The sequence below is a fragment of the Streptomyces sp. NPDC051569 genome (genome assembly GCF_044454085.1).
Lineage (GTDB): Bacteria > Actinomycetota > Actinomycetes > Streptomycetales > Streptomycetaceae > Streptomyces.
Window position 1 is genome coordinate 95,671 of record NZ_JBITDJ010000004.1, and the last position, 23,464, is coordinate 119,134.

At 70.8% G+C, this 23,464-nt stretch carries 18 protein-coding genes and 1 tRNA gene; 7 read left to right on the forward strand and 12 right to left on the reverse strand.

Annotated features, from left to right (window positions below; translation table 11 throughout):
• Window positions 1-102: 102 nt before the first annotated feature.
• From ACIBAE_RS08650 to ACIBAE_RS08665, 4 genes are all read right to left on the reverse strand, one after another.
• The gene (locus ACIBAE_RS08650; protein ID WP_399283201.1) at window positions 103-798 is read right to left on the reverse strand and encodes a DUF2567 domain-containing protein; all 696 of its coding nucleotides are present in this window, start codon (window positions 796-798) and stop codon (window positions 103-105) included.
• A gap of 34 nt (window positions 799-832) precedes the next feature.
• Complete coding sequence (locus ACIBAE_RS08655; RefSeq protein ID WP_399283202.1) at window positions 833-1,675, reverse strand: ABC transporter permease; 843 nt, start codon at window positions 1,673-1,675, stop codon at window positions 833-835.
• A gap of 85 nt (window positions 1,676-1,760) precedes the next feature.
• Window positions 1,761-2,732 carry an ABC transporter ATP-binding protein gene (locus tag ACIBAE_RS08660; protein ID WP_399283782.1) on the reverse strand — a complete coding sequence of 324 codons (972 nt, stop codon included), beginning with the start codon at window positions 2,730-2,732 and terminating at the stop codon, window positions 1,761-1,763.
• A gap of 133 nt (window positions 2,733-2,865) precedes the next feature.
• Window positions 2,866-4,164 (reverse strand): NYN domain-containing protein, encoded by a 1,299-nt coding sequence (locus ACIBAE_RS08665; protein ID WP_399283204.1) that lies wholly within the window; start codon window positions 4,162-4,164, stop codon window positions 2,866-2,868.
• Between the two features lie 234 nt (window positions 4,165-4,398).
• Here ACIBAE_RS08665 and ACIBAE_RS08670 point away from each other — a divergent pair, with 234 nt between their 5' ends.
• From ACIBAE_RS08670 to ACIBAE_RS08690, 5 genes are all read left to right on the forward strand, one after another.
• Window positions 4,399-4,575, forward strand: coding sequence for a hypothetical protein (locus ACIBAE_RS08670; protein WP_399283205.1), 177 nt, complete (start codon window positions 4,399-4,401; stop codon window positions 4,573-4,575).
• A 291-nt stretch (window positions 4,576-4,866) separates the two neighbouring features.
• Window positions 4,867-8,430: a DNA polymerase III subunit alpha gene (dnaE, locus tag ACIBAE_RS08675; RefSeq protein WP_399283206.1), complete on the forward strand. Its 3,564-nt coding sequence runs from the start codon at window positions 4,867-4,869 to the stop codon at window positions 8,428-8,430.
• A gap of 179 nt (window positions 8,431-8,609) precedes the next feature.
• A complete protein-coding gene (locus ACIBAE_RS08680) occupies window positions 8,610-9,938 on the forward strand; it encodes a DUF2252 domain-containing protein (RefSeq protein WP_399283208.1) in 1,329 nt (442 codons plus the stop codon).
• An 82-nt stretch (window positions 9,939-10,020) separates the two neighbouring features.
• The gene (locus tag ACIBAE_RS08685; protein WP_399283209.1) at window positions 10,021-10,701 is read left to right on the forward strand and encodes a hypothetical protein; all 681 of its coding nucleotides are present in this window, start codon (window positions 10,021-10,023) and stop codon (window positions 10,699-10,701) included.
• Window positions 10,702-10,780: 79 nt separating this feature from the next.
• Entirely contained in the window at window positions 10,781-11,596 is an 816-nt protein-coding gene (locus ACIBAE_RS08690) for a DsbA family protein (protein WP_399283210.1), read from the forward strand.
• Between the two features lie 101 nt (window positions 11,597-11,697).
• On the opposite strand, the gene ACIBAE_RS08695 is transcribed toward ACIBAE_RS08690, so the two are convergent.
• On the reverse strand, window positions 11,698-12,267 hold the full coding sequence (locus ACIBAE_RS08695; protein ID WP_399283212.1) for a dienelactone hydrolase family protein: 570 nt from the start codon (window positions 12,265-12,267) through the stop codon (window positions 11,698-11,700).
• A gap of 113 nt (window positions 12,268-12,380) precedes the next feature.
• On the opposite strand from ACIBAE_RS08695, the gene ACIBAE_RS08700 reads away from it, so the two are divergent.
• The gene (locus ACIBAE_RS08700) at window positions 12,381-13,502 is read left to right on the forward strand and encodes a mechanosensitive ion channel family protein (RefSeq protein WP_399283214.1); all 1,122 of its coding nucleotides are present in this window, start codon (window positions 12,381-12,383) and stop codon (window positions 13,500-13,502) included.
• 57 nt (window positions 13,503-13,559) lie between these two features.
• On the opposite strand, the gene ACIBAE_RS08705 is transcribed toward ACIBAE_RS08700, so the two are convergent.
• The 5 genes from ACIBAE_RS08705 to ACIBAE_RS08725 all read right to left on the reverse strand — a co-directional run bounded on the left by ACIBAE_RS08705 (window position 13,560) and on the right by ACIBAE_RS08725 (window position 18,188).
• Window positions 13,560-15,146 (reverse strand): Na+/H+ antiporter, encoded by a 1,587-nt coding sequence (locus ACIBAE_RS08705; RefSeq protein WP_399283215.1) that lies wholly within the window; start codon window positions 15,144-15,146, stop codon window positions 13,560-13,562.
• A gap of 137 nt (window positions 15,147-15,283) precedes the next feature.
• Window positions 15,284-15,769 carry a GNAT family N-acetyltransferase gene (locus tag ACIBAE_RS08710; RefSeq protein ID WP_399283217.1) on the reverse strand — a complete coding sequence of 162 codons (486 nt, stop codon included), beginning with the start codon at window positions 15,767-15,769 and terminating at the stop codon, window positions 15,284-15,286.
• A complete protein-coding gene (locus tag ACIBAE_RS08715) occupies window positions 15,766-16,707 on the reverse strand; it encodes an RluA family pseudouridine synthase (RefSeq protein ID WP_399283218.1) in 942 nt (313 codons plus the stop codon). The genes ACIBAE_RS08710 and ACIBAE_RS08715 overlap by 4 nt, the downstream gene beginning before the upstream one ends.
• Window positions 16,708-16,724: 17 nt before the next feature.
• The gene (gene lspA / locus ACIBAE_RS08720; protein WP_399283783.1) at window positions 16,725-17,252 is read right to left on the reverse strand and encodes a signal peptidase II; all 528 of its coding nucleotides are present in this window, start codon (window positions 17,250-17,252) and stop codon (window positions 16,725-16,727) included.
• Window positions 17,253-17,354: 102 nt separating this feature from the next.
• On the reverse strand, window positions 17,355-18,188 hold the full coding sequence (locus ACIBAE_RS08725) for a TraR/DksA family transcriptional regulator (RefSeq protein WP_399283219.1): 834 nt from the start codon (window positions 18,186-18,188) through the stop codon (window positions 17,355-17,357).
• Between the two features lie 560 nt (window positions 18,189-18,748).
• Here ACIBAE_RS08725 and ileS point away from each other — a divergent pair.
• Window positions 18,749-21,901, forward strand: a complete 3,153-nt coding sequence (gene ileS / locus ACIBAE_RS08730; protein ID WP_399283220.1) for an isoleucine--tRNA ligase — start codon at window positions 18,749-18,751, stop codon at window positions 21,899-21,901.
• Between the two features lie 81 nt (window positions 21,902-21,982).
• Here the strand turns inward: ileS and ACIBAE_RS08735 are convergent.
• Window positions 21,983-22,056, reverse strand: a tRNA-Leu gene (locus tag ACIBAE_RS08735).
• Between the two features lie 108 nt (window positions 22,057-22,164).
• Window positions 22,165-23,421, reverse strand: a complete 1,257-nt coding sequence (locus ACIBAE_RS08740) for a DivIVA domain-containing protein (RefSeq protein WP_399283221.1) — start codon at window positions 23,419-23,421, stop codon at window positions 22,165-22,167.
• Window positions 23,422-23,464 lie beyond the last annotated feature (43 nt).

Sequence of the window (23,464 nt, forward strand, 5' to 3'; positions counted from 1 at the left end):
CGTGGCGTGCAGCGCTGTGCCGGGTCCGTTGCCGCCTCGGGACGTGATGTGGTGTGGCGGCCCGGGCCGTGCTGCGGCGATCCGGGCCGACGACGTGCCGGGCTACCGCTGGTCGTCGCCCTGGAGGCCGGTGCCCGGCGTGCCCTGCGGGCCGCCGTGGATCGCCCCCCACTCCCATTCCGGCTCCGGGTCGCGCGGCCCGAAGAGGGCCGTCAGCGCCAGGTGCACCACCATCGCCGCGATGGGCCACGCCAGCAGCGCGCCCTTCGCGTTCAGTTCGAGCGGGGCATCGAAGGTGACGCCCTTGCCGGCGTCCTTGGCCGCCCGCACCACATCCGCGTCGGGCCCGAACCAGCCGCCGAACTGCCACGCCAGCACCGCGCCCAGCAGACCGCCCAGCGCCAGCCCCACCACCAGCGGGATGCCACCACGCCTGCGGAACAGGAAGACCACGGCCGCGCTGACCGCGCCGAAGGCGAGTGCCAGCAGCGCGAACGTACCGTCCGCGCCGATCGCCTCCTCGCCCTCCGTGTCCTTGAGGAAGACCGCCGTACCGTCCGAGATCAGCGGGACACGCGGCGCCAGCCACACCCACAGCAGCCCGAGCAGCACCCCCGTCACCGCGACCGCGACGGCCACCACGGCGGCCTGCCGCACCTCGCTCCTCACAGCGGTCCCTCCCTCGTCGTCCCCGCCCGCCACGCCGGAAGGGGGCGCTGCGTCGGCCGAATGCTTGTGCCAGGGATCGTCGTGCGGCGTCTGCCGGGAATCGCCCTGCGGCGTCAGAGGTGCGGTCACTGTGCCATCGTGCCAGGCCGGGCCAGGGGTCGCCTCACCGGACCGCTGCCCGCCGGTACGCCCACGTCGCGACCGCCAGCGAGAAGACACCGACCGCCGCGCACACCGCGAGATCGAGAGCGACGGCCGGCCAGTCCGGATGCGCGTCGAAGGTCCGGGCCAGCGCCTCCACACCGTACGTGGACGGCAGCAGATCACGCGCGTACGCGATCGGCCCCGGCAGCCGGTCGGCGGGCAGCACACCCAGCAACAGCGCCGCCGACATGCCCAGCTGCCCCAGCAGGGTCGCCAGTTCCTGGCGCGGCGCGAGCAGACCGAGCGCCGCGCCGAGCCCCGCGAGGGCCGCGCCGGCCAGCGGAATGACCGCCACCAGCACCCAGAGATGGGTGAGCGGCAACTGGAACAGGACGCTGCCCGTGACGGCCGTGACCACCGCGCCCGGCACCGTGAAGGAGGCGTACGCGCCGGCCACGCCGAGCACCACGGCAGCCGGTGGCACCGGCAGGGTCGCGTAATGGTCGAGACCACCACTGGCCCGCATCTGGCCGAAGTACTGGGCGAGCAGATTCAGCGCCACGAACGCGACGACCAGCACACTCGACCCGGCGACGACCGCCCGCGCCTCGTTCCCGCCGTCCACGACACCCCGCATCAGGACCATGATCCCGACGGACTGGAACGTCGCCACGAAGAGCAACGGGATCCGGGCCACCCGGGCCCGCGACAGCTGGGCGCGGTACACCGCGGCGAGTGAGGGCAGCAGCCGCGCCCGGGGCGCGAGAGGCGCCGGCGCGGCACCGTACGCGTCGGCGGGAGGCTCCGCCGACGTCCGGACACGGCCGCTCGCGGACAAGGCCTCCGCGGGCACGATGCTCACCTGGTGCTGCTCCTCTTCGTCATGGGATCCCGGGACACCGGCCGCGCGAGGGGGACGTGGCCGGGGTCCGTGCCCGTACCGCCGCTCACGCCTTCACCAGTCCCCTCGTCTCTCCGCCCAGTGCCAGATATACGTCCTCCAGGCTCGGTGTGGCCAACGTGAAGTCGTCCAGCGCCGCGAAAGCCGCGCCGCCGGTCACGGCGGCGACCGCCGCGCGCGCCTCGTCCGGCGCGAGCCGCAGCACCCAGCGGCGCCCCGACTCCTGGGCGGACCCGCGCAGAGCCGCGACCTCGGGCACGTCGAGCGGGGCGCGCTCACGCCACACCAGCTCGACCCGCACCTCACCGGCGACCTGCTCCTTCAGCCCGGCCGGGGTGTCACAGGCGATGACCTTGCCACGCTCCAGCACGGCCACCCGGTCGAGAACCGTCTCGGCCTCGATGACATTGTGGGTCACGAGCAGCACCGTCGCGCCGCGCTCGGCGCGCCGCCGGTCCACAGCGGCCCACACCGCGCGCCGCGCGACGGGGTCCATGCCGGTGGTGGGCTCATCGAGGACGAGAACGGGCCGCTCCCCCACCAGGGTCGCCGCGAAACAGGCCAGCCTGCGCTGCCCGCCCGACAGCTTCTTCAGCGGCCGTCCCGCGATCTCGGTGAGCCCCAGCTCCACGAGCACCGCGTCCCGCTCCGCCCGCGCCTCCCGCAGCCCGAGCCCGCGCAACCGGCCGGTGGTCTCGGCGGCCAGCGCGACAGTCAGCTCATCGAGCGCCGTCGACTCCTGCCCGAGATAGCCGATGAGCCGCGAGGCCCGCTCCGGATGGCGCACCAGATCGTGCCCCAGCACCTCGACGCTGCCGGAGTCCGGCCGCATCAGGCCCGTCAGCTGACGCACGAGCGTGGACTTGCCCGCCCCGTTGGGTCCGAGCAGGCCGAAGATCTCGCCGCGCCGCACCTCCAGGGAAATCCCGTCGGTGGCGCGCACCGCCGGGGTCCCGGGGGCCCCGCGTCTGCCGCGCGCGGCAGGGTACGTCTTGACCACATCGCGCACCACGCACACCGTACTCACGATGCCCGAGCCTACGGGGTCGACTGCGTCTTGCCTTTTTCGGGGGCTCGGTTCCCCTCCGGGCGCTTTACGCCCCCGCCGGGGGACGGCGACGGGTTCCGGTCGCCCGGCTCCGGCCCGGGCGTTATTCGGCGGCCGGGCCCACCGAGGCGTGTTCCGCCGCGGCTCTTACGTCGATCTCGCGCCAGAAGCCGGCCCGGATCGCGTAGCGGTCGTGTTCGTCGATCTGGTCGTCCTTGTGGGCCAGCAGGCCGAAGCGCGCCGCGTAGCGCAGCAGCTCGCCGTCGATGCGGTGCGGGACGCGCGGGTACATCACGGAGAGCTTCTGGACATGGCTCGACTCCGGCAGTCGTTCCATCCAGCGGCGGGCGAAGACCTGCCCGACCTCGAAGGGGTCGCCGCCGACCGTGGTGATGTCCTCCTCGCGGTCGGCCCAGCGCTGCTCGGCGCTGGTGAGCTGCGCCAGCGTGGGCAGGGAGGCCGTCTCGGGCGGTTCGCCGGCCGTGCCGGCGCCGGGGCGTTCGACCCAGCCCTTGTCGGAGGACCAGCGGAGTGTCGCGCCCGTGGGGGGCGTACCCGGTGAGTGCGGGGCCGGCGGGTGCGGGGCCGGCGGGTGGGCGAGGGCGGGGCCGCGCAGGCTCGCCAGGTCCTTGGGGGTGGGGACGCCCTTCGCGCCCGCGACGCCGGGGTGGCTGTCGGAGCCGTGTTCGGCGGGCGGGGTCGTCGCGCCGCCCCGCCCGGCGGCGGCCTGGGCCTCGGCGGCCCGCTCCGCCGACGCGGCGAGCGCGGACTCGGGCAGCGGCGCGGAGAGGATCGCCGCGATCTCGGGCCGGGGGGCGGGCGGGGGCGGGCAGATGCCGCCCAGGTCCTTGGCGCGTACCGCCTTGGTGATCCAGGCCCGGTCGAGCACCCGCCGCTCGTCGGCCTCCGCGACCAGGTCCTCGGACTGGTTGTAGTCGCCGTCGGCGGCCTGCACCGCCCAGAGGTGGACGGCGACGCCGTGCTCCTTGGCGGACATCAGGCCGGGCAGCAGATCGCCGTCGCCGGTCACCAGCACCACGTCCGAGCAGGCGCGGTTCCTGGCCAGTTCGGTCAACTCCGCGTGCATCGCCGCGTCGACGCCCTTCTGCGCCCAGCGACCGTCGCTGCGGGTGAGAGCCCCCAGTCGTACGGTGACGCGCGGCATCACGCGCAGCCGCCGGTGCTCGGGCTGCGGGACCCGGTCGGGGGCACCGTCGAACCAGTAGATGCGGAGCAGGGGCTGTTCCGTATCGGCCTCGGCCCGCTCGCGCAGACCCAGGATGAGGGCGGCGTGGTCGACGGTGATGCGGGACCGGGCGGGTTCTCCGGCGAGGAGACTCGCGGCGGCGCCGAGCAAATAGCCGGCGTCCACCAGGACGACGCAGCGGTCCACGTGTTCCACCCTCTTTCGGGAACCTCGGGAGATCGTGAGATGGGGAGTTACTGCGGGTTTCCTTCGAGTCTGCCCGACGGCGGGAGGCTTGACGTCCGGAACTCGATCATCGGCGTGGCGTATTGCCGCTCACCCTCCCGACAGGGCTTCACTACGCAGGGCAATGATCCAAAATGCGATGTTTCGCGGCCTATGTGAGTCTGAACGCGGCTGAGCCCTCTCAACCCCGCAGGAGGCATGATCATGGCCAAGAACAAGAACCGGGATCGTGGCAACAAGCAGACCCGTTCCGCCGCCGAGCGCGGCGCCGAACAGTCGAAGTCCTCGTCGATGGAGGAGCGGTCCGACGACGTGCAGTCGCGGATAACCCCGTCGGACGTCGCCCACAAGGGGCGGCAGAAGCGCTTCGGCCACAACTGACGCGCCTGGACCGGCGCGCCGACCGACGCGCCGCGTTTCACCGACGCGTGAGGGGCATGCCCGTTACCGGGTGTGCCCCTCACGCGTTCTGGAGGCAGGGGGACGCGGCGCCGTCGCACGACGCGGGCGGCTACGCGCGAGAGCCCTGAAGCAACTTTGCGTCATAGCCCGAGGTCACCGTCACCCGCCCTCACCGACGGGCCTCGGGGGCCCCTGATGCCCGGCGTGCCGCCGCGTCGCGAGGGTTAGGGTGGATCCTTCCCACGACCCGTCCTCGGAGGTGCCTGCCCGGTGGCCGACAGCTTTGTTCACCTGCACAATCACACCGAATACTCGATGCTCGACGGGGCGCAGCGGCTCAAGCCGATGTTCGCCGAGGTCGAGCGCCAGGGCATGCCGGCGGTGGCGATGAGCGACCACGGCAACATGTTCGGTGCGTACGAGTTCCAGCAGGTGGCCAGGGACTTCGAAAGCGTCAAACCGATCATCGGGATCGAGGCGTACGTCGCGCCGTCCTCGCGGCGCAACCGCAAGCAGGAGTTCTGGGGGCCAGGCGGCCAGCGCGCCATGTCCGACGACGGTGAGGGTTCCAAGGACGTCTCGGGTGGCGGCCGCTTCACGCACATGACCATGTGGGCGCGGAACTCCCAGGGCCTGCGGAATCTGTTCTACCTGTCGACCGAGGCGTCGTACACGGGGCAGTTCCCGGCCGGCAAGCCGCGCATGGACATGGAGCTGATCTCCGAGCACGCCGACGGCATCATCGCGACGACCGGCTGTCCTTCGGGGGCGATCCAGACCCGGCTCCGGCTGAACCAGTACGACGAGGCGCGCCAGGTCGCGAGCTCCTACCAGGACATCTTCGGTAAGGAGAACTACTTCCTGGAGCTGATGGACCACGGTCTCTCCATCGAGCAGGAGGTCCGCCAGGGTCTGCTGCGGCTCGCCAAGGATCTCGGCATCCCGCTGCTGGCGACCAATGACGCGCACTACGTCCTCGAAGAGCACGCCGACGCGCACGACAACCTGCTGTGCATCGGCGTGGGCAAGAACAAGGACGACCCGAAGCGGTTCCGGTTCAACGGCGCCGGCTACTACCTGAAGACCGCCGCCCAGATGCGCGAGCTGTTCTCGGAGCTGCCGGAGGCGTGCGACAACACCCTGCTGATCGCCGAGCGCATCGAGTCGTACAAAGAGGTCTTCGACCCGGAAGACGAGATGCCGCAGTTCCCCGACGTCCCGGAGGGCGAGACGCAGGAGTCGTGGCTGCGCCGGGAGATCGTCAAGGGGATCGAGTACCGGTTCGGCGGCAACCCGAGCCAGGAGGTCCTGGACCGGATCGAGACCGAGATGAAGGTCATCGGTCCGATGGGCTTCTCCTCGTACTTCCTCGTCGTCGCGGACATCTGCAAGCACGCCCGCGACAACGGCATCCCGGTCGGCCCCGGCCGAGGTTCCGCGGCCGGTTCGCTGGTCGCCTATCTGACCCGGATCACCGAGCTGGACCCGATCGAACACGATCTGCTGTTCGAGCGCTTCCTCAACCCCGAGCGCATCAACCCGCCGGATGTCGACATCGACTTCGACGACCGCCAGCGCGACCGGATGGTCCGCTACGTCGTCGAGAAGTACGGCGACGAGTACACCGCGCTGGTGAACACCTTCGGCAAGCTCAAGGCCAAGAACGCGATCAAGGACACGTCGCGACTGCTCGGCTACCCCTTCTCGCACGGTGAGCGGATCACGAAGGCGCTGCCGCCGGACGTGATGGGCAAGGGCATCCCGATCGAGGGGATCTTCAACAAGGAGCATCCCCGGTACGGCGAGGCCGGCGAGGTCCGGCAGATGTTCGAGAACGAGCCGGACGTCAGGAAGGTCATCGAGGGCGCCAAGGGCGTCGAGGGCCTGATTCGCAACACCGGTGTGCACGCCGCCGCCGTCATCCTGTCCAAGACGCGGCTGACCGACCGGATCCCGCTGCACATGCGGGCCAAGGACGGCGTCAAGATCACCGGCTTCGACTACCCCAGTTGCGAGAACATGGGGCTGGTCAAGATGGACTTCCTGGGTCTGCGGAACCTGGGCATCATCGACCACGCCGTCAAGGTCATCAAGGCCAACCGGGGGGTGGAGATCCGGACCGACGCGATCCCTCTGGACGACCCGACGACGTTCGAACTGCTGGCCCGGGGTGACACGCTCGGGGTGTTCCAGCTCGACGGCGGGCCGATGCGGTCGCTGCTGCGGCTGATGAAGCCCACCGAGTTCGCGGACATCTCCGCCGTCTCCGCGCTGTACCGGCCGGGCCCGATGGGCATGAACTCGCACACCAACTACGCGCTGCGCAAGAACGGCCAGCAGGAGATCACTCCGATCCACCCGGAGCTGGAGGAACCGCTGCGGGGGGTCCTCGGCCCGACGTACGGTCTGATCGTCTACCAGGAGCAGGTGCAGCGAGCGGCCCAGGTACTCGCCGGCTACAGCCTCGGACAGGCCGACCTGCTCCGCCGCGCCATGGGCAAGAAGAAGCCCGAGGTGCTCGCCAAGGAGTTCGTCCCCTTCCAGGCCGGCTGCCGGGAGCGCGGCTACTCGGACGAGGCGACCCAGGCGGTGTGGGACGTCCTGGTGCCGTTCGCCGGCTACGCGTTCAACAAGTCGCACTCGGCGGCGTACGGACTGGTCTCCTACTGGACGGCCTATCTCAAGGCGAACTTCCCCGCCGAGTACATGGCGGCGCTCCTCACCTCGGTCGCCGACGACAAGGACAAGGCGGCGATCTATCTCGCCGACGCCCGGAAGAACGGTGTCAACGTGCTGCCGCCGGACGTGAACGAGTCCGTGGCCGAGTTCACCGCCGTCGGCGAGGACGTCCGGTTCGGCCTGAAGTCGGTGCGCAACGTCGGTGACGGCGTCATCGAGTCGCTGATCGCGACCCGCAGGTCCAAGGGGAAGTTCAGCTCCTTCCCCGACTTCCTCGACAAGGCGGAGATCGCCGCGCTGAACAAGCGGGCCGTCGAGTCCATGATCAAGGCGGGTGCGTTCGACTCGCTCGACCACACCCGCAAGGGTCTGTCGGCGGCGCACGAGGACGCGATCGACGCGGTCATCCCGGTGAAGAAGCAGGCCGCCTTCGGCCAGGACGACCTCTTCGCCGGGCTCGGCGACGCGGGCGAGGACACCCCCGCCTTCGGTCTGGACTTCCTGATCGGTGAGGACGAGTGGCCGCGCAAGCAACTCCTCGCCACCGAGCGGGAGATGCTGGGCCTGTACGTCTCCGCCCACCCGCTGGACGGCACCGAGCACATCCTGTCGCGCAACCGGGACATCACGGTCGCGGAGATCCTGGCCTCCAACCACGAGGGTCCGGTGAAGATCGCGGGTCTGATCACCGGGGTCGAACGGCGCATGACCAAACAGGGCAACGCCTGGGCGACCGTGACGTTCGCGGACCGTGACGCCGCCATCGAGGTGTGCTTCTTCCCGGCCTCGTACCAGCTGGTGGGGCACGCGCTGATCCCCGACAGCGTCGTCTCGGTCACCGGCCGCGCGCAGGACCGGGACGGCACGATGAACATCATCGCGCAGGAACTGGCGGAGCTGGACGTCTCGTCCGCCGAACACGGCGGCCGGCCTCCCGTGCAGCTCGTCTTCCGCTCGCACCGGGTGCACGAGAAGACCGTCAAGGAGCTGAAGCGCATCCTGAACTCGCACCGGGGGGAGAGCCCCGTACGGCTGCGGGTACAGACACCGGACAAGACGGTCGTGTACGAACTGGGCTTCCTGGTCGACCCGTTGTCGGTCGCCTCCGACATCAAGGGCACCTTCGGGCCCGACGTCTGGCTCGGCGTGGCCTGAGAGCCTGTCCGCGTCCTGGCACGGAGCGGACGACATTGCGGTACTGACGGAGAGTGGGCACTCGCGCGGAGCGTCGTGCGTTGCCCTTTCGGACGGCGCTCCGGCCGCGTCCGCAAGGGCCGCGCCGGCGCTCCGCCGGTATGTCCGCCCGATTGTCATGTACCAGGAGGCACCCCGCGATGTCGGTACCGCGACCCGTTGAAGCAGCTGACGCACAGCGCGGCGAGGAGATCCTCGCCGTTTTCGACACCGCGTTCGGTGAGCTCCTGGCGGCCGATCCAGCCGCCTTCCAGGTCAAGTTCCGGAAGATGGCCGGGTCCGCGTTCGCCTTCTACCGGGGCACCGCATGCCTGTTCTACAAGGACCTGGAGCGGGAGGGCGTCGGGGGCCCGTTCCTCGACGAGCGCACCGGCCGGGTGTGGATCCACGGCGACCTGCACGCCGAGAACTTCGGCACGTACATGGACGCGAACGGCCGGCTGATCTTCAACGTCAACGACTTCGACGAGGCGTACATCGGCCCCTTCACCTGGGACCTGAAGCGCTTCGCCGCCTCCCTCGCGCTCATCGGTTACACCAAGGCCCTCAGCGACGAGCAGATCACCGAGCTGGTGGAGATCTACGCGGGCGCCTACCGTGAGCGGATCCGCGCGCTGGCCACCGGCGCCAAGAACGACGAGATTCCGCCCTTCTCGCTGGACACCGCGGTGGGCCCGCTGCTCTCGGTGCTGCGCTCCGCCCGCTCCCTGACCCGCTTCGGGCTGCTCGACTCGATGACCGAGATCCGGGAGTACGAGCGGCGCTTCGCACCGGGCGGGGGCTCCGTCGAGCTGGACGCGGCCACCCGGTACAAGATCCTCGCGGCCTTCGACGGCTATCTGGAGACCCTCCCCGAGTCCAGCCTGTCCCGGCCCGACTCGTACCGCGTGAAGGATGTCGTCGGCCGGCGCGGCATCGGCATCGGCTCGGCGGGGCTGCCCTCGTACAACATCCTGCTGGAGGGCAACAGCGACGCCCTGGAGAACGACGTCGTGATCTATATGAAGCAGGCGCAGACCCCCGCGGTCTCCCGGCACATCTCGGACAGCGCGGCCCGCGAGTACTTCCAGCACGAGGGCCATCGCACGGTGATCTCGCAGCGGGCGCTCCAGGCGCACGCCGATCCGTGGCTCGGCTGGACCGAGCTGGACGGGGCCGGCCAGCTGGTGGCGGAGATCTCCCCGTACGCCGTGGATCTCGACTGGTCGGATCTCGACGACCCCGAGGAGATCGCGGCGGTCGTCGCCGATCTCGGCAGGGCGACGGCCACCATGCACGGAGCGGCGGACGACGACAGCGGTCACTCGCTGGTGCCGTTCTCCACGGAGCGGGCCATCGACGCGGCGATCGCGGCCGACGAGGACGGTTTCGCCGGGCTGCTGGTGGACTTCGCGCACTCCTACGGAGCCCGGGTCAGGGCCGACCACCAGATTTTCGTCGACCTGTTCCGCAACGGCCGGCTCCGGTAGGGCGTGCCGCGGGGGTCCGCCGGACGGGGCCGAGCGGAACTTTAGGGACCGTTTACGGGGGCCCATGGCACACTCGGCGAGGATGGACATATCAGGGACGCGACTCAGAGTGGCGCGGGCAGCACTGTTCACGGCACTCGTCGTGACACTGTCCGCGGGCTCGCATGTCCTGCTGTCCCGGGCTCCGCTGCCGCTGCCCGTCGTCGCCGCGCTCAGTGCCGTGGTGTTCCTGCTCGCTTACGCGGCGGCGGGCCGCGAGCGCGGCTTCTGGCGGATCGCCGCCCTGCTCGTCCCCCTCGAACTGGCCGCCGACACGGTCTTCACCAGCGGCCAGAGCTTCTGTTACGGACCGGCCGGCGGCCCCGTCGCGGGGTCGCTGCGTTCGGTCGGCCTCGACGTCCTGTGCGGGGGCGGCCTCGGTACGCGGCTGCCCGGCGTGGCCTCGCCCGACGGCGCCGCGGCCACGCTGCTGAACTCCCCCACCCCGGCCCTGCCCTGGCTGCTGCTCGCCGCCCATGTCTCGATCGGGCTGCTCGCCGCGGCCTGGCTGCGGCACGGCGAGTCGGCGCTGTCCGGTCTGGTGCGGGCCGTGGCGGGGTTCGCTTTCCGGCCGCTGCTGATCGCCGCCGCCACGGCGGGGACCGTGCGCGCCGCCGTACGCCGGGCCTGCCCGGCGGGCCGCCCGCAGCTGTCCCGTACCCGGCTCCTGGTGCATTCCGTAGGACGGCGGGGACCGCCGGGCCTCGCGCTCAGCTCGCTCTGAGCGCGCTCCCCCTCCCCCCGTCGTTCCCGCAGTCGCGCCGCGTCAGCGGCCGCATGTCAGCACCCGGAGTGAACCCGTCATGAGCACACGCAACAACCCGAACAACAAGGCCGCCGCCCGTGAGCGACTGCGTGAGGAGCGCGAGCGGCAGACGAGGAAGGACCGGATCCGCCGGCAGGCCATCGTCGGCGGTTCGACCCTGGTGGTCCTCGCGATAGCCGGCGGCATCGCTCTCGCCGTCGTGCAGAACAACAAGCCCTCGCACTGGGAGGCGATGAAGGACGAGACGACCGTCGTCGCCCCGAAGAACACCGAGGGCGCGGACGGGACGACCGTCGTCATCGGCAAGGCGGACGCGAAGAAGACGCTCGAACTGTACGAGGACTCCCGCTGCCCGGTCTGCGCGAGCTTCGAGCAGACGGTCGGCAAGACCGTGCAGAACGACATCGACGCCGGCAAGTTCAAGGTCAAGTACATCGGCGCGACCTTCATCGACAACTCCGACAACGGCACGGGCTCGAAGAACGCCCTGTCCGCGCTCGGCGCGGCGCTCAATGTGAGCCCCGAGGCGTTCCTCCAGTACAAGAGCGCCCTCTACTCGGCGAAGTACCACCCCGAGGAGAGCAGCGACAAGTTCGCCAAGGACAGCTACCTGATCCAGGTCGCCGACTCGGTGAACGCGCTCAAGGGCAACAAGACGTTCCAGCAGGACGTCAAGGAAGGCACCTTCGACGCCTGGGCGATGAAGATGTCGGCCACCTTCGACAAGAGCGGGGTGCAGGGCACGCCGACGCTCAAGATGGGCGGCCGGACGGTCACGGCCGAGGGCACCCAGAACCCGCCGATGACGGTGGCCGAGTTCAACGCGGCGATCAGCAAGGCGCTCGCGGCGTAGGGCGTCGGCCACAGCTTCTCCGGGGCCGGACACGGCGTAGGGCGGGCGCACCACGGTGGGATGCCCGCCCTACGCCGTGTCCGTGAGCGACACCGCCCCGCTCAGAGCGATTCGATGAAGGCGAGCCCGGTGCGCCACGTCTCCTCGGCGGCGGCCTCGTCGTAGTCCGGCAGCCCGGGATCGGTGTAGAGGTGCCCGGCTCCCGCGTAGCGGTAGACCTCGACGTCCGCGCCGACCTGCCGCATCCGCAGGTACCACGCGGTCAGCCAGTCGTGCGACTCGAAGGGGTCCGGGTCGGCCACGTGCAGCTGTACGGGCAGTTCGTCGACGGACGCGTTCTCCGCGATGTCGGAGGTGCCGTGCAGCAGCATCAGCCCGCGGGCCTTCTCGTCGCCCAGCGCCAGATTCTGCGCGATGGAACCGCCGAGCGAGAAGCCCACGTACACCAGACCGCGCTCCGAGTACGGCGCGGCGGCCAGCACCGCGCGCCGCAGCAGCTCTTCCTTGCCGATCTTGTCCTTCAGCGCCCTGCCCTCCTCCGCGGTCTCGACGGTTTGTCCGTCGAAGAGGTCGGGCACGTGCACCTGGTGCCCGGCGTCACGCAGCCGTCCGGCGGCCTCGTGCACGGCCGGGCGCAGACCGTAGATGGAGTGGAAAAGCATGATGTCCATCCGGACATCCTGCCAGTTCGCCCCGGATGCGGCGCATCGGTACCCAGGGGTGCCGGACCCGCCCGGCACCGCACCGCACAGCACCGCACCGCACCTGAGTTTTCGAGGGAGTCATGGAGAACGTACTGCGCCCACTGATCGTGCTCGGCGGCTCGGTCCTGCTCACGCTCGCGCTCGGCTGGGCCGTCGACATCCTGCTGCGCCGCGCGGACGACCGTCATCCGGAGACCCCGCTGTGGGGACTGCTGCGGCGCTGCCGGCTGCCGCTCCAGGTGGTCCTGCTCACCGCCTTCCTGCGCGGCACGTACCGCCAGACCGGATGGCGGATCATCGACGACCACCGGGACCGGATGGGCCAGGTGCTCTCGCTGGTGCTGATCGGCGCGGGCGCCTGGCTGGTGGTGCGGATCGTGTCCGCCACGGTGGAATCGACGTACGCGCGCTACGCGTCGGTGACCGCGACCCGCGATCCGGCCCGGGTCCGCCGCGTCCGTACGCAGGTGACGCTGATCATGCGGATCGTGACCGCGGTCGTCGTGGTGGTGGCGGTCGCCGCGATCCTGCTCACCTTCCCCGACCTGAAGACCGTCGGCACCTCGATGCTGGCCTCCGCGGGAATCATCGGCATCGTCGCCGGTGTCGCCGCGCAGTCCACCCTCGGCAATCTCTTCGCGGGCTTCCAGATCGCGTTCGGCGACATGGTGCGGATCGGCGACACGGTGGTGGTGGACGGCGAGTGGGGCGTGGTCGAGGAGGTCACCCTGACCTTCCTCGCCGTACGGACCTGGGACGAGCGGCGCATCATGATGCCGGTGTCGTACTTCACCAGCAAGCCCTTCGAGAACTGGTCGCGCGGCGGGATCCAGATGACCGGCACGGTCTTCTTCCAGCTGGACCACACGGCGCCGGTACGGCTGATGCGGGACCGGCTGCACGAGATCCTGCTGGAGTGCCCGGCCTGGGACGGCCGGGACTGGAGCCTGGCGGTGACGGACTCCACACCGACCACGATGGAGGTGCGCGCGGTGGTCACGGCCAAGGACGCGGACGACATCTGGACGGCCCGCTGCGCCGTGCGGGAGCAGATGCTCGCCTGGCTGTCCGAGCACCATCCGCACGCCCTGCCGAGGGTCTCGACGGCCCCGGCGCCGGTCTTCCCGCAGAACGGCCGGCGCCGTTCCGCCGACCTCGACGAGGCCGCCGACGCCGATCAGCCCCGCACCGGACGCGGCTGACGGCCCGCCGGTGGGGGCGGTCCACCGCGACGGCGGCCGGCGGAAGGCGGACCGGGATCAGCGCATGCTGCGTACGTCGAGGTGACGCAGGACGCGGTCGACCACCTCGGGGTCCGCGCCCGGTTCGTTGCGGGCGGAGAGGACCTCGTGGCGGGCGGCGGACATCATGTCGCGCTGGATGCGCTGGACGGTCTTGATCCGGTCCACCCGGGTGGCGAACCAGTCACGGCGCTCGTCGTCGACGATGTCGGGGCTGATCCGCACCCCGATGTCGAACGCGGCGCGCAGCAGCCGTTCGCTGACGTCTTCGGGCAGGTCCTCGACGTCCTCGATCTCCTTGAGCCTGCTCCTGGCCGCTTTGGCCGCGCGGAGGGCGAGGCCGTGCTCCAGCTCCCGTTCGGCGTCCGTGTCCGCCCGGACGCCGAGCTTCCGTACCAGCCAGGGCAGGGTCAGTCCCTGGAGGACCAGTGTGGTCATGATGACGGCGAACGCGATGAAGATGATCTCCGCGCGGCCCGGAAAGGGCTCACCGCTGTCCGTCTTCAGGGGGATCGCGAGCGCCAGCGCGACCGAGGCCACCCCGCGCATCCCCGCCCACCACATGACCACGGTCTCCCGCCAGCTGACCGGGATCTCCTCCTCGTAGTCGCGGAGTGTGTGCATCCGCTTGGCCAGCCAGGTGGCCGGCAGCAGGTACAGGAGCCGCACGCCGACGACGACCACGACGACCGCCGCACCCCAGCCGAGGAGCTCGCCGGCCCGGCCTTCGGCCGCGCCGAAGGCGTTGTGCAGTTCCAGCCCGATCAGGCCGAAGGCGACACCGGTCACGAGGGTGTCGACGATCTGCCAGAAGGCGTTGCCGGTCAGCCGTCCCATGACGTCGTCGGCGTCGGCGGCGTGCTGGGCGAGATAGAGGGCGATGGTGAGGACGGCGAGCACGCCGGAACCGTGCAGCTCCTCCGCCAGCACATAGGCGACGAAAGGCACCAGAAGGGACAGGCCGACCTGAAGGGTCGCGTCACCGAGCATCGACATCAGCTTGTTGGAGAGCCAGCCGAGTACGAGCCCCACCACGACGGCGACCACCGCGGAGAGGACGAGCTGGCCGACCGCCTGAGGCCAGGAGAACGTTCCGCTGACGACGGCGGCGATCGCCACGTGGTAGAGCACGATCGCGGTGACGTCGTTGAACAGCCCCTCGCCCTCCAGGATCGAGACGAGCCGGCGCGGCAGCCCGAGCGATCCGGCGACAGCGGTCGCGGCGACGGGGTCGGGCGGGGCGACCAGCGCGCCCAGCGCGACGGCGGCGGCGATCGGCAGGCCGGGCACGATGGAGTTGGCCACCGCCGCCACCGCGGCCGTCGTCACGAACACCAGGGCGACGGCCAGCAGGAAGATCGGGCGTTTGTTGGCCGCGAACTGCCGCCACGAGGTGCGCTGCACGGCGGCGTAGAGCAGCGGCGGCAACAGCAGCGGAAGGATGAAGCCCGGCGGCACCTGGACGTTCGGTACGAACGGCAGGAGCGCCAGGACGATCCCCACCAGGGTCATCAGCACCGGCGACGGCAGCCCGAGCCGCTCCCCGAGCGGCACCGTGACCACCGCCCCGAGCAACAGCACGAGCAGCAGGGCCAGCTGGTCCACGGTGCGTCCTCCGGCGGTCGAGAGGCTTGATGGCAGACGTCATCGACCAGCTGACCGGGATGCGTCAGGTGATCAAGGGCCAGCCTGCCACGCGCTCCGTCGGGAACCCGCCAGGGGGGTGACCAGGTCGGACGGGATCAGAGGACCCGCCGCATCGAGCGGTGGTCGATGCCCGCGTCCAGGAACTCGGGTCCGTACGCCTCGTACCCGAGCCGCTCGTAGAACCCGAGGGCGTGTGACTGGGCGTGCAGGTCCACCACCGCGAGGCCGCGCTCGCGCGCCGCGTCCTCGACGGCCCGCACCAGCGCGGCGCCGACGCCGCGGCCGCGGGCCGCCTCGCCGACCGCCAGCCGTCCCAGCGAGCCGACGCTCAGGTTCCCGCCGGTCTTGTCGGCCGCGCCGGGACCGTACAGCAGCCGTCCGGTGCCGAGGGGCAGTCCGTCGTCGCGGACGGCCAGCACCAGGACCGCGTCGTGGTCACGTCCGTCGTACTCCAGGTCCTCGGGCACCCGCTGCTCGACGACGAAGACTTCCTTGCGGACCGCGAAGCACGCCTCCAGGTCGGCGGGACCGGCCGCGATCCTGATCGCGTAGCCGAACCCGTCGCTCCCGGTCCCGCTCACGCGTTGCTCTCCGCCCTGACCTGGTCCAGCGCCGCCTGCAGATCGGCGGGGTACGAGCTGGAGAACTCCACCCACTGTCCGTCCGAGGGGTGCTCGAAGCCGAGCCGCATGGCGTGCAGCCACTGGCGGGTCAGTCCGAGCCGCTTGGCCAGGGTCGGGTCGGCGCCGTAGGTGAGATCTCCCACACACGGGTGCCGGTGCGCCGCCATGTGCACGCGGATCTGGTGCGTACGGCCCGTCTCCAGCTTGATGTCGAGCAGCGAGGCCGACCGGAACGCCTCGATCAGGTCGTAGTGCGTGACCGACGGCTTGCCCTCGGCCGTGACCGCGAACTTGTAGTCGTGATTCGGGTGACGGCCGATCGGCGCGTCGATGGTGCCGCTCATCGGGTCCGGGTGGCCCTGCACCAGCGCGTGGTAGCGCTTGTCGACGACGCGCTCCTTGAACTGCGCCTTGAGCAGGGTGTACGCCCGCTCCGACTTGGCGACGACCATCAGCCCGGAGGTGCCGACGTCGAGGCGGTGCACGACGCCCTGGCGCTCGGCGGCGCCGGAGGTCGAGATGCGGTAGCCGGCGGCGGCGAGGCCGCCGATGACGGTCGTACCGGTCCAGCCGGGGCTCGGGTGCGCGGCCACGCCGACCGGCTTGACGATCACGACGATGTCGTCGTCGTCGTGCACGATCTCCATGCCCTCGACGGGCTCGGCCACGATCTGTACGGGGGCGGGCGCGGCGGGCATCTCGACCTCCAGCCAGGCACCGCCGTTCACCCGCTCGGACTTCCCGACGACGGCGCCGTCGACCTGGACCTTTCCGGAGGCGGCCAGCTCGGCCGCCTTCGTACGGGAGAACCCGAACATACGGGCTATGGCGGCGTCGACGCGCTCGCCCTCCAGGCCATCGGGCACGGGCAACGTTCTGATCTCGGGAAAGCTCACCTGTCGAGTATGCCTTGTCAGTCCTTGTGGACGGTCCCGTCGGGGTCCAGCCCCCGGAACGACAGCAGCACGATCAGGATGCCGCCGCAGACGATCGCGGAGTCGGCGAGGTTGAAGACGGCGAAGTGCGCGGGCGCGATGAAGTCCACGACGGCGCCCTGGAAGACGCCGGGCGCCCGGAAGACCCGGTCGGTGAGGTTGCCCAGCGCACCACCGAGCAGCAGGCCGAGCGCCAGCGCCCAGGGCAGGCTGTAGAGCTTGCGCGCCAGCCGGATGATCACGGCGATCACCGTCGCCGCGATGATGGTGAAGATCACCGTGAACGCCTCGCCCATGCCGAACGCGGCGCCCGGGTTCCGTACCGCCTCGAACCGCAGCAGATCACCGATCACGTTGATCGGCTCGTGGTGCTCCAGCCTGGCCACCACGAGCATCTTGCTGCCGAGGTCCAGCAGGTAGGCCACGACGGCGACGGCGAAGAGCGCGATGATCCTGCGCTTGCGTCTGGACCGCTGCTCGGCGGGAGCCGCGGCCTCGTCGTCCATCTCCGGCGCCCCGATGACGCTTTCGCTCTCCGCCTCTGCCACGTGAGTCCCTCAACCTAGGTGCCCTGACTGAGGACGAGCGTACGGCACAGGCGTGCCCGTTCAGCCTCGCCGTTCCTGCTTCTGCTTGTCCTCCACACAGAGCGTGGCCCGCGGGAACGCCTGCATACGGGCCTTGCCGATGGGCTTGCCACAGATCTCGCAGAGCCCGTACGTGCCGGCGTCGAGCCGCTGGAGCGCCCGTTCGGTCTGCTCCACCATCTCGCGGGCGTTGGCGGCCAGGGACATCTCGTGTTCGCGCGTGATGTTCTTGGTGCCGGTGTCCGCCTCGTCGTCGCCGGCACCGTCACCGGAGTCCCGCATCAGGCCGGCCAGCGCGCTCTCGGACGAGGTGATCTCGGCGTGCAGCCGGGCGATCTCGCTCTCCAGCTCGGCCCGCGCCTCGGCGACCTCCTCCGGGGTCCACGGATCCTCGCCCGGCCGTACCGCGAGCTCCCCGGGGGGTGTCGCGACGGCGCGCGCCGGGGAGACCGCTGTCGCGGCCGACGCGGCGCCCTTGCCTGCGGCTGTACCCGCGCCGCCCGCGGTCTTCTTCGCTGCCACCGTCTTGGCTCCCGTCTGTCGCGCGGCCTGGGCCGCCCCCTCGGCCGCGGACGCGGCCTTCTTCGCGGACTTTCCGGCGGCGGCCCGGTCGGGCGCCGCCTTCTCGGCCGCGGACTTCTTCGTGGCCCGCGTGTGCCTGGTGTGCTCGGTCGTCTCGGCGGGCTTCTCGGCGGGCTTCTTCGCGGTGCTCTCGGCGGTCTTCCTGGCGGGCTTCCTGGCGGGCTTCTTCACGGGTGCCCCGCCCGCCGGCTGCTCCCGCGCGGCTGACCGCTTCTCCGCTGCCGCCTTCCGCGCCGCGGTCGTCTTTTTCCCGGCGGTCTTCTTCGCCACCATGGCCGCGGCCCCTTCACCTATCGTGATTCTGCTCGCGAATCTCGCCAGGACGATAAATCGACCTCAGCTCCGCGGCAACGGGGCACGCCGCCGGTTCGGCCCTCCCCCTGTCGTGAGCAAGACGGGCCTCCATCCGTTGTGCCCAGCTCCCCGCCGGGTAATCCGACCTGCGGCAGGCTCCGAATTTCTCCGGAAGTTGTATGACCATTCGGGTCATACGTTCGACCGTACGGCTCCCTCCGAAAACCGGTCGGCCCGCCCGCACCGATCCCCGTACACTGGGCCGAGCGAGAGGCGTGGATGGGGACAAGTAGCGTCGTGAGCGGCCATGAGCGACCCGGGGACGGTGAGAGCCCGGGGGCGAGCGCGAGGTGAAGCATCACCCCGGAGCCGTCGGAAGAAAGCCCCGGCCCCCGGCCGGGGTGAGTAGAACCGGCAGCGCGACCCCAATGAGGGGGCCACGGGCGGCACACGCCCGGGGCCAAGGAGGGTGGTACCGCGGGAGCACTGCTCTCGTCCCTCCGACGGAGATGCCGCAGTTCCGCCGGAGGAAGCGCCCCATGACATCCGTGACACCGCCGCAGTACCGCCAGGTGCCCGCCCAGGTCGACCTGCCCGCGCTGGAGCACGCCGTGCTCGATTTCTGGCGTGAGAACAAGGTCTTCGACAAGACCCTCGACCAGTCCGAGGGCCGCCCGGAGTGGGTCTTCTACGAGGGCCCGCCCACCGCCAACGGCATGCCGGGCGCCCACCACATCGAGGCCCGCGTCTTCAAGGACGTCTTCCCGCGCTTCCGCACCATGCGCGGCTACCACGTCGCCCGCAAGGCCGGCTGGGACTGCCACGGCCTGCCCGTGGAGCTGGCCGTGGAGAAGGAGCTGGGCTTCACCGGCAAGAAGGACATCGAGGCGTACGGCATCGCCGCGTTCAACGCCAAGTGCCGCGAGTCCGTCACCCGCCACACGGACGCCTTCGCCGAGCTGACGACCCGCATGGGGTACTGGGTCGACCTGGACGACGCGTACCGCACGATGGACCCGGAGTACGTCGAGTCCGTCTGGTGGTCCCTGAAGGAGATCTTCAACAAGGGTCTGCTGGTCCAGGACCACCGCGTGGCCCCCTGGTGCCCGCGCGACGAGACCGGCCTGTCCGACCACGAGCTGGCGCAGGGGTACGAGACGATCGTCGACCCCTCGGTCTTCGTCCGCTTCCCGCTGACCTCGGGCCCCCTCGCGGGCGAGGCCGCACTGCTGGTCTGGACGACCACCCCCTGGACCCTGGTCTCGAACACCGCGATCGCCGCGCACCCCGACGTCACGTACGTGGTCGCGACGGACGGCGAGGAGAAGCTCGTCGTCGCCCAGCCGCTGCTGGAGAAGGCGCTCGGCGAGGGCTGGGAGGCCACCGGCGAGTCCTTCACCGGCCGCGAGATGGAGCGCTGGACGTACCGGCGTCCCTTCTCGTTCGTCGCCTTCCCCGAGGACGTCCCGACGCACTACGTCGTCAACGCCGAGTACGTGACGACGGAGGACGGTACGGGCCTGGTCCACCAGTCCCCCGCCTTCGGTGAGGACGACCTCAAGGTCTGCCGCTCGTACGGTCTGCCGGTCGTGAACCCGGTCCGCCGTGACGGGACCTTCGAGGAGGACATCCCGCTGGTCGGCGGTGTCTTCTTCAAGAAGGCCGACGAGGCGCTCGTCGAGGACCTGCGCGAGCGCGGGCTGCTGTTCCGTCACGTCCCGTACGAGCACAGCTACCCGCACTGCTGGCGCTGCCACACCGCGCTCCTCTACTACGCGCAGCCGTCCTGGTACATCCGTACGACGGCGATCAAGGACCGGCTGCTGGCGGAGAACGAGGGGACCAACTGGTTCCCCGACTCGGTCAAGCACGGCCGGTTCGGCGACTGGCTGAACAACAACGTCGACTGGGCGCTCTCCCGCAACCGCTACTGGGGCACCCCGCTGCCTATCTGGCGCTGCGAGGACGACCACCTGACGTGCGTGGGCTCGCGCGCCGAGCTGAGCGACCTGACCGGCACCGACCAGTCCGCGCTCGACCCGCACCGCCCGTACATCGACGACGTCACCTTCGCCTGCCCCGACTGCGGGCGGACGGCGACGCGCGTGCCGGAGGTCATCGACGCCTGGTACGACTCGGGTTCCATGCCGTTCGCGCAGTGGGGCTACCCGTACAAGAACAAGGACCTCTTCGAGAAGCGCTACCCGGCGCAGTTCATCTCGGAGGCGATCGACCAGACGCGCGGCTGGTTCTACACGATGATGGCCGTCGGCACGCTGGTCTTCGACAAGTCGTCGTACGAGAACGTGGTCTGCCTCGGCCACATCCTCGCCGAGGACGGCAGGAAGATGTCCAAGCACCTGGGCAACATCCTCCAGCCGATCCCGCTGATGGACCAGCACGGCGCGGACGCGGTGCGCTGGTTCATGGCGGCCGGCGGTTCCCCCTGGGCGGCCCGCCGCGTCGGCCACGGCACGATCCAGGAAGTCGTCCGCAAGACGCTGCTGACGTACTGGAACACGGTCGCCTTCCAGGCCCTGTACGCCCGGACGTCCGACTGGGCGCCGAGCGAGGCCGATCCGGCCCCCGCCGACCGGCCGCTCCTGGACCGCTGGCTGCTGAGCGAGCTGCACGCGCTGGTCGACCAGACCACGCGGGCCATGGAGACGTACGACACCCAGCGCACCGGCAAGCTGCTCTCGGCTTTCGTGGACGACCTCTCCAACTGGTACGTCCGCCGCTCGCGCCGCCGCTTCTGGCAGGGCGACAAGGCCGCGCTGCGCACGCTGCACGACGTGGTCGAGACGGTCACGCGGCTGATGGCTCCGCTGACGCCGTTCATCACCGAGCGGGTCTGGCAGGACATGGTCGTCCCGGTGACGCCGGACGCCCCCGAGTCGGTGCACCTCGCCACCTGGCCCGAGGCCGATCTCGCGGCGATCGACCCGACGCTGTCCCAGCAGATGCTGCTGGTACGGCGGCTGGTCGAGCTGGGCCGCGCGACGCGGGCCGAGTCGGGTGTGAAGACCCGCCAGCCGCTGTCCCGCGCGCTCATCGCCGCGACGGGCTTCGACGACCTCTCCGCCGAGCTGCGCGCGCAGATCACCGAGGAGCTGAACGTCTCGTCCCTGGCGACGCTCTCCGAGGTGGGCGGATCACTGGTCGACACCACGGCGAAGGCCAACTTCCGGGCGCTGGGCAAGCGTTTCGGCAAGGGCGTCCAGGCGGTGGCCAAGGCGGTCGCCGAGGCGGACGCGGCGGCCCTGTCCGCCGCCCTGCGCGACGGCACGGCCTCGGTCACCGTGGACGGCGAGACGGTCCCGCTCGCTCCCGACGAGGTGATCATCACGGAGACGCCCCGCGAAGGCTGGTCCGTGGCCTCGGACTCCGGCGCGACCGTCGCCCTGGACCTGGAGATCACCCCGGAGCTGCGCCTCGCGGGCCTGGCGCGTGACGCGATCCGCCTCATCCAGGAGGCCCGCAAGAACAGCGGCCTGGACGTCGCGGACCGGATCACGGTGCGCTGGACCTCAACAGCCCCCGAAACGGCGGAGGCTCTCGCCGCCCACGCCGGTCTGATCACGGACGAGGTACTGGCCCTGGACTTCGCGACGGGCGAAGCGGACACCACCTACGGCGACCCGTTCACGGACGAGGGCCTGGCCCTCACGTTCCGCCTCCGCAAGGCGTAGCACCCGCGCAGGCCTCACACCCGCGCAGGGATGTCGGCCCGGCCCCGGCCTCCGGGGCCGGGCCGTCACGCTTTCCCGCGCCGGGATGGGCCGGATTCGAACCGGCGTCTTCCTCCATGCTGTAAAGGCGCGACAGCCACTGCGCTACGCACCCCGGCGCTCGTCGCAGCATAGGACACATAAAAGGGCTGGGCCCGAGGTTTTCACCTCGGGCCCAGCCCTTCAGCCTGCCGACGGCTACGCGTGGTTCACGCGTACGCCCGTCAGTTGTCGTCCTCGTCGATCAGGAATCCGCGCATCGGCGACGGTGCCTGCTGCATCGGCTGCGGCGCCTGCGGCCGTACCGGTGCCATCGGCTGGGTCATCGCCGGCGACATCTGCTGCTGGCCGCCGTACGACGGACCCGCCGAGGGGCCGCCGTGGCCGCCCATCGAGGGGTTGCCCATGCCGTGACCCATCGCGCCCGCACCGGCCGGAGCCATGGACGGCGACGGCGGCAGCGAAGCCGCCGCCGGGGTACGCGGCGGAGCCAGCGAGTCGTCGGCCTGGGTCTCCAACTGGCGCAGCTGGCTCTCCAGGTAGGACTTCAGACGGGTGCGGTACTCGCGCTCGAAGCCCCGCAGATCCTCGACCTTGCGCTCCAGCGTGGCGCGCGCGGACTCCAGGGAGCCCATCGCCACGCGGTGCTTCTCCTGCGCGTCCCGCTCCAGCGCGTCCGCCTTGGCCCGCGCGTCCCGCTCCAGGCCCTCGGCGCGGCTGCGTGCCTCGCCGACGATCTTGTTGGCCTCGGAACGCGCCTCGGCGATCGCCTGGTCGGCGGTCTGCTGGGCAAGGGAGAGCACACGGGCGGCGCTGTCGCCGCCGGGACCCTGACCGGGCTGCGACATCTGCGGACCGTGACCGCCCATGGGGCCGCCCATCGGACCACCCATGGGGCCGCCCTGCATCGGACCGCCCTGACCCATCGGGCCACCCTGCATGGGGCCGCCCTGCATGGGGCCGCCCTGCATCGGACCACCCTGCATGGGGCCGCCCTGACCCATCGGACCGCCCTGCATCGGACCGCCCTGACCCATCGGACCGCCCTGCATCGGACCGCCCTGCATGGGACCGGGGCCGTGCTGGCCCTGCGGTCCGTGACCCTGGGGGCCGTGACCCTGCGGACCGTGGCCGCCGTGGCCGCTCGGTCCCGCGGGAAGCTGTGGAGCGCCACCGGGCAGCTGGGGCGGACCCATCTGCGGGGGCTGCTGCTGGGGCGGTCCAGATATGGCGGCGGGCACGGGAGCGCCGGGCCGGTCCTGCGGCTCCGGCGGCTTGCGCATGCCCTGCTGCTGGTTCTGCGCGGCGGCGCGCGTGGCGGCGGCCAGCTTGGCGCGCAGATCCTCGTTCTCGCGGAGCAGGCGCGTCAGTTCGGCCTCGACCTCGTCGAGAAAGGCATCGACCTCGTCCTCGTCGTAGCCTTCTCGGAGGCGGACGGTCGTGAACTGCTTGTTCCGCACGTCCTCAGGGGTCAACGGCATCTCTTCTTCACCTCTACGTAGTCGTCGGCAGTCGGCAGGACCG

Bases quoted from the DNA above. Each gene is read 5' to 3' on its own strand.
- ACIBAE_RS08740 (WP_399283221.1), bottom strand. From the start codon at position 23,421: ATGCCGTTGACCCCTGAGGACGTGCGGAACAAGCAGTTCACGACCGTC.
- ACIBAE_RS08725 (WP_399283219.1), bottom strand. From the start codon at position 18,188: ATGGTGGCGAAGAAGACCGCCGGGAAAAAGACGACCGCGGCGCGGAAG.
- ACIBAE_RS08680 (WP_399283208.1), top strand. From the start codon at position 8,610: ATGTCGGTACCGCGACCCGTTGAAGCAGCTGACGCACAGCGCGGCGAG.
- ACIBAE_RS08670 (WP_399283205.1), top strand. From the start codon at position 4,399: ATGGCCAAGAACAAGAACCGGGATCGTGGCAACAAGCAGACCCGTTCC.
- ACIBAE_RS08700 (WP_399283214.1), top strand. From the start codon at position 12,381: ATGGAGAACGTACTGCGCCCACTGATCGTGCTCGGCGGCTCGGTCCTG.
- ACIBAE_RS08695 (WP_399283212.1), bottom strand. From the start codon at position 12,267: ATGGACATCATGCTTTTCCACTCCATCTACGGTCTGCGCCCGGCCGTG.
- ACIBAE_RS08690 (WP_399283210.1), top strand. From the start codon at position 10,781: ATGAGCACACGCAACAACCCGAACAACAAGGCCGCCGCCCGTGAGCGA.
- ACIBAE_RS08685 (WP_399283209.1), top strand. From the start codon at position 10,021: ATGGACATATCAGGGACGCGACTCAGAGTGGCGCGGGCAGCACTGTTC.
- ileS (WP_399283220.1), top strand. From the start codon at position 18,749: ATGACATCCGTGACACCGCCGCAGTACCGCCAGGTGCCCGCCCAGGTC.
- lspA (WP_399283783.1), bottom strand. From the start codon at position 17,252: ATGGACGACGAGGCCGCGGCTCCCGCCGAGCAGCGGTCCAGACGCAAG.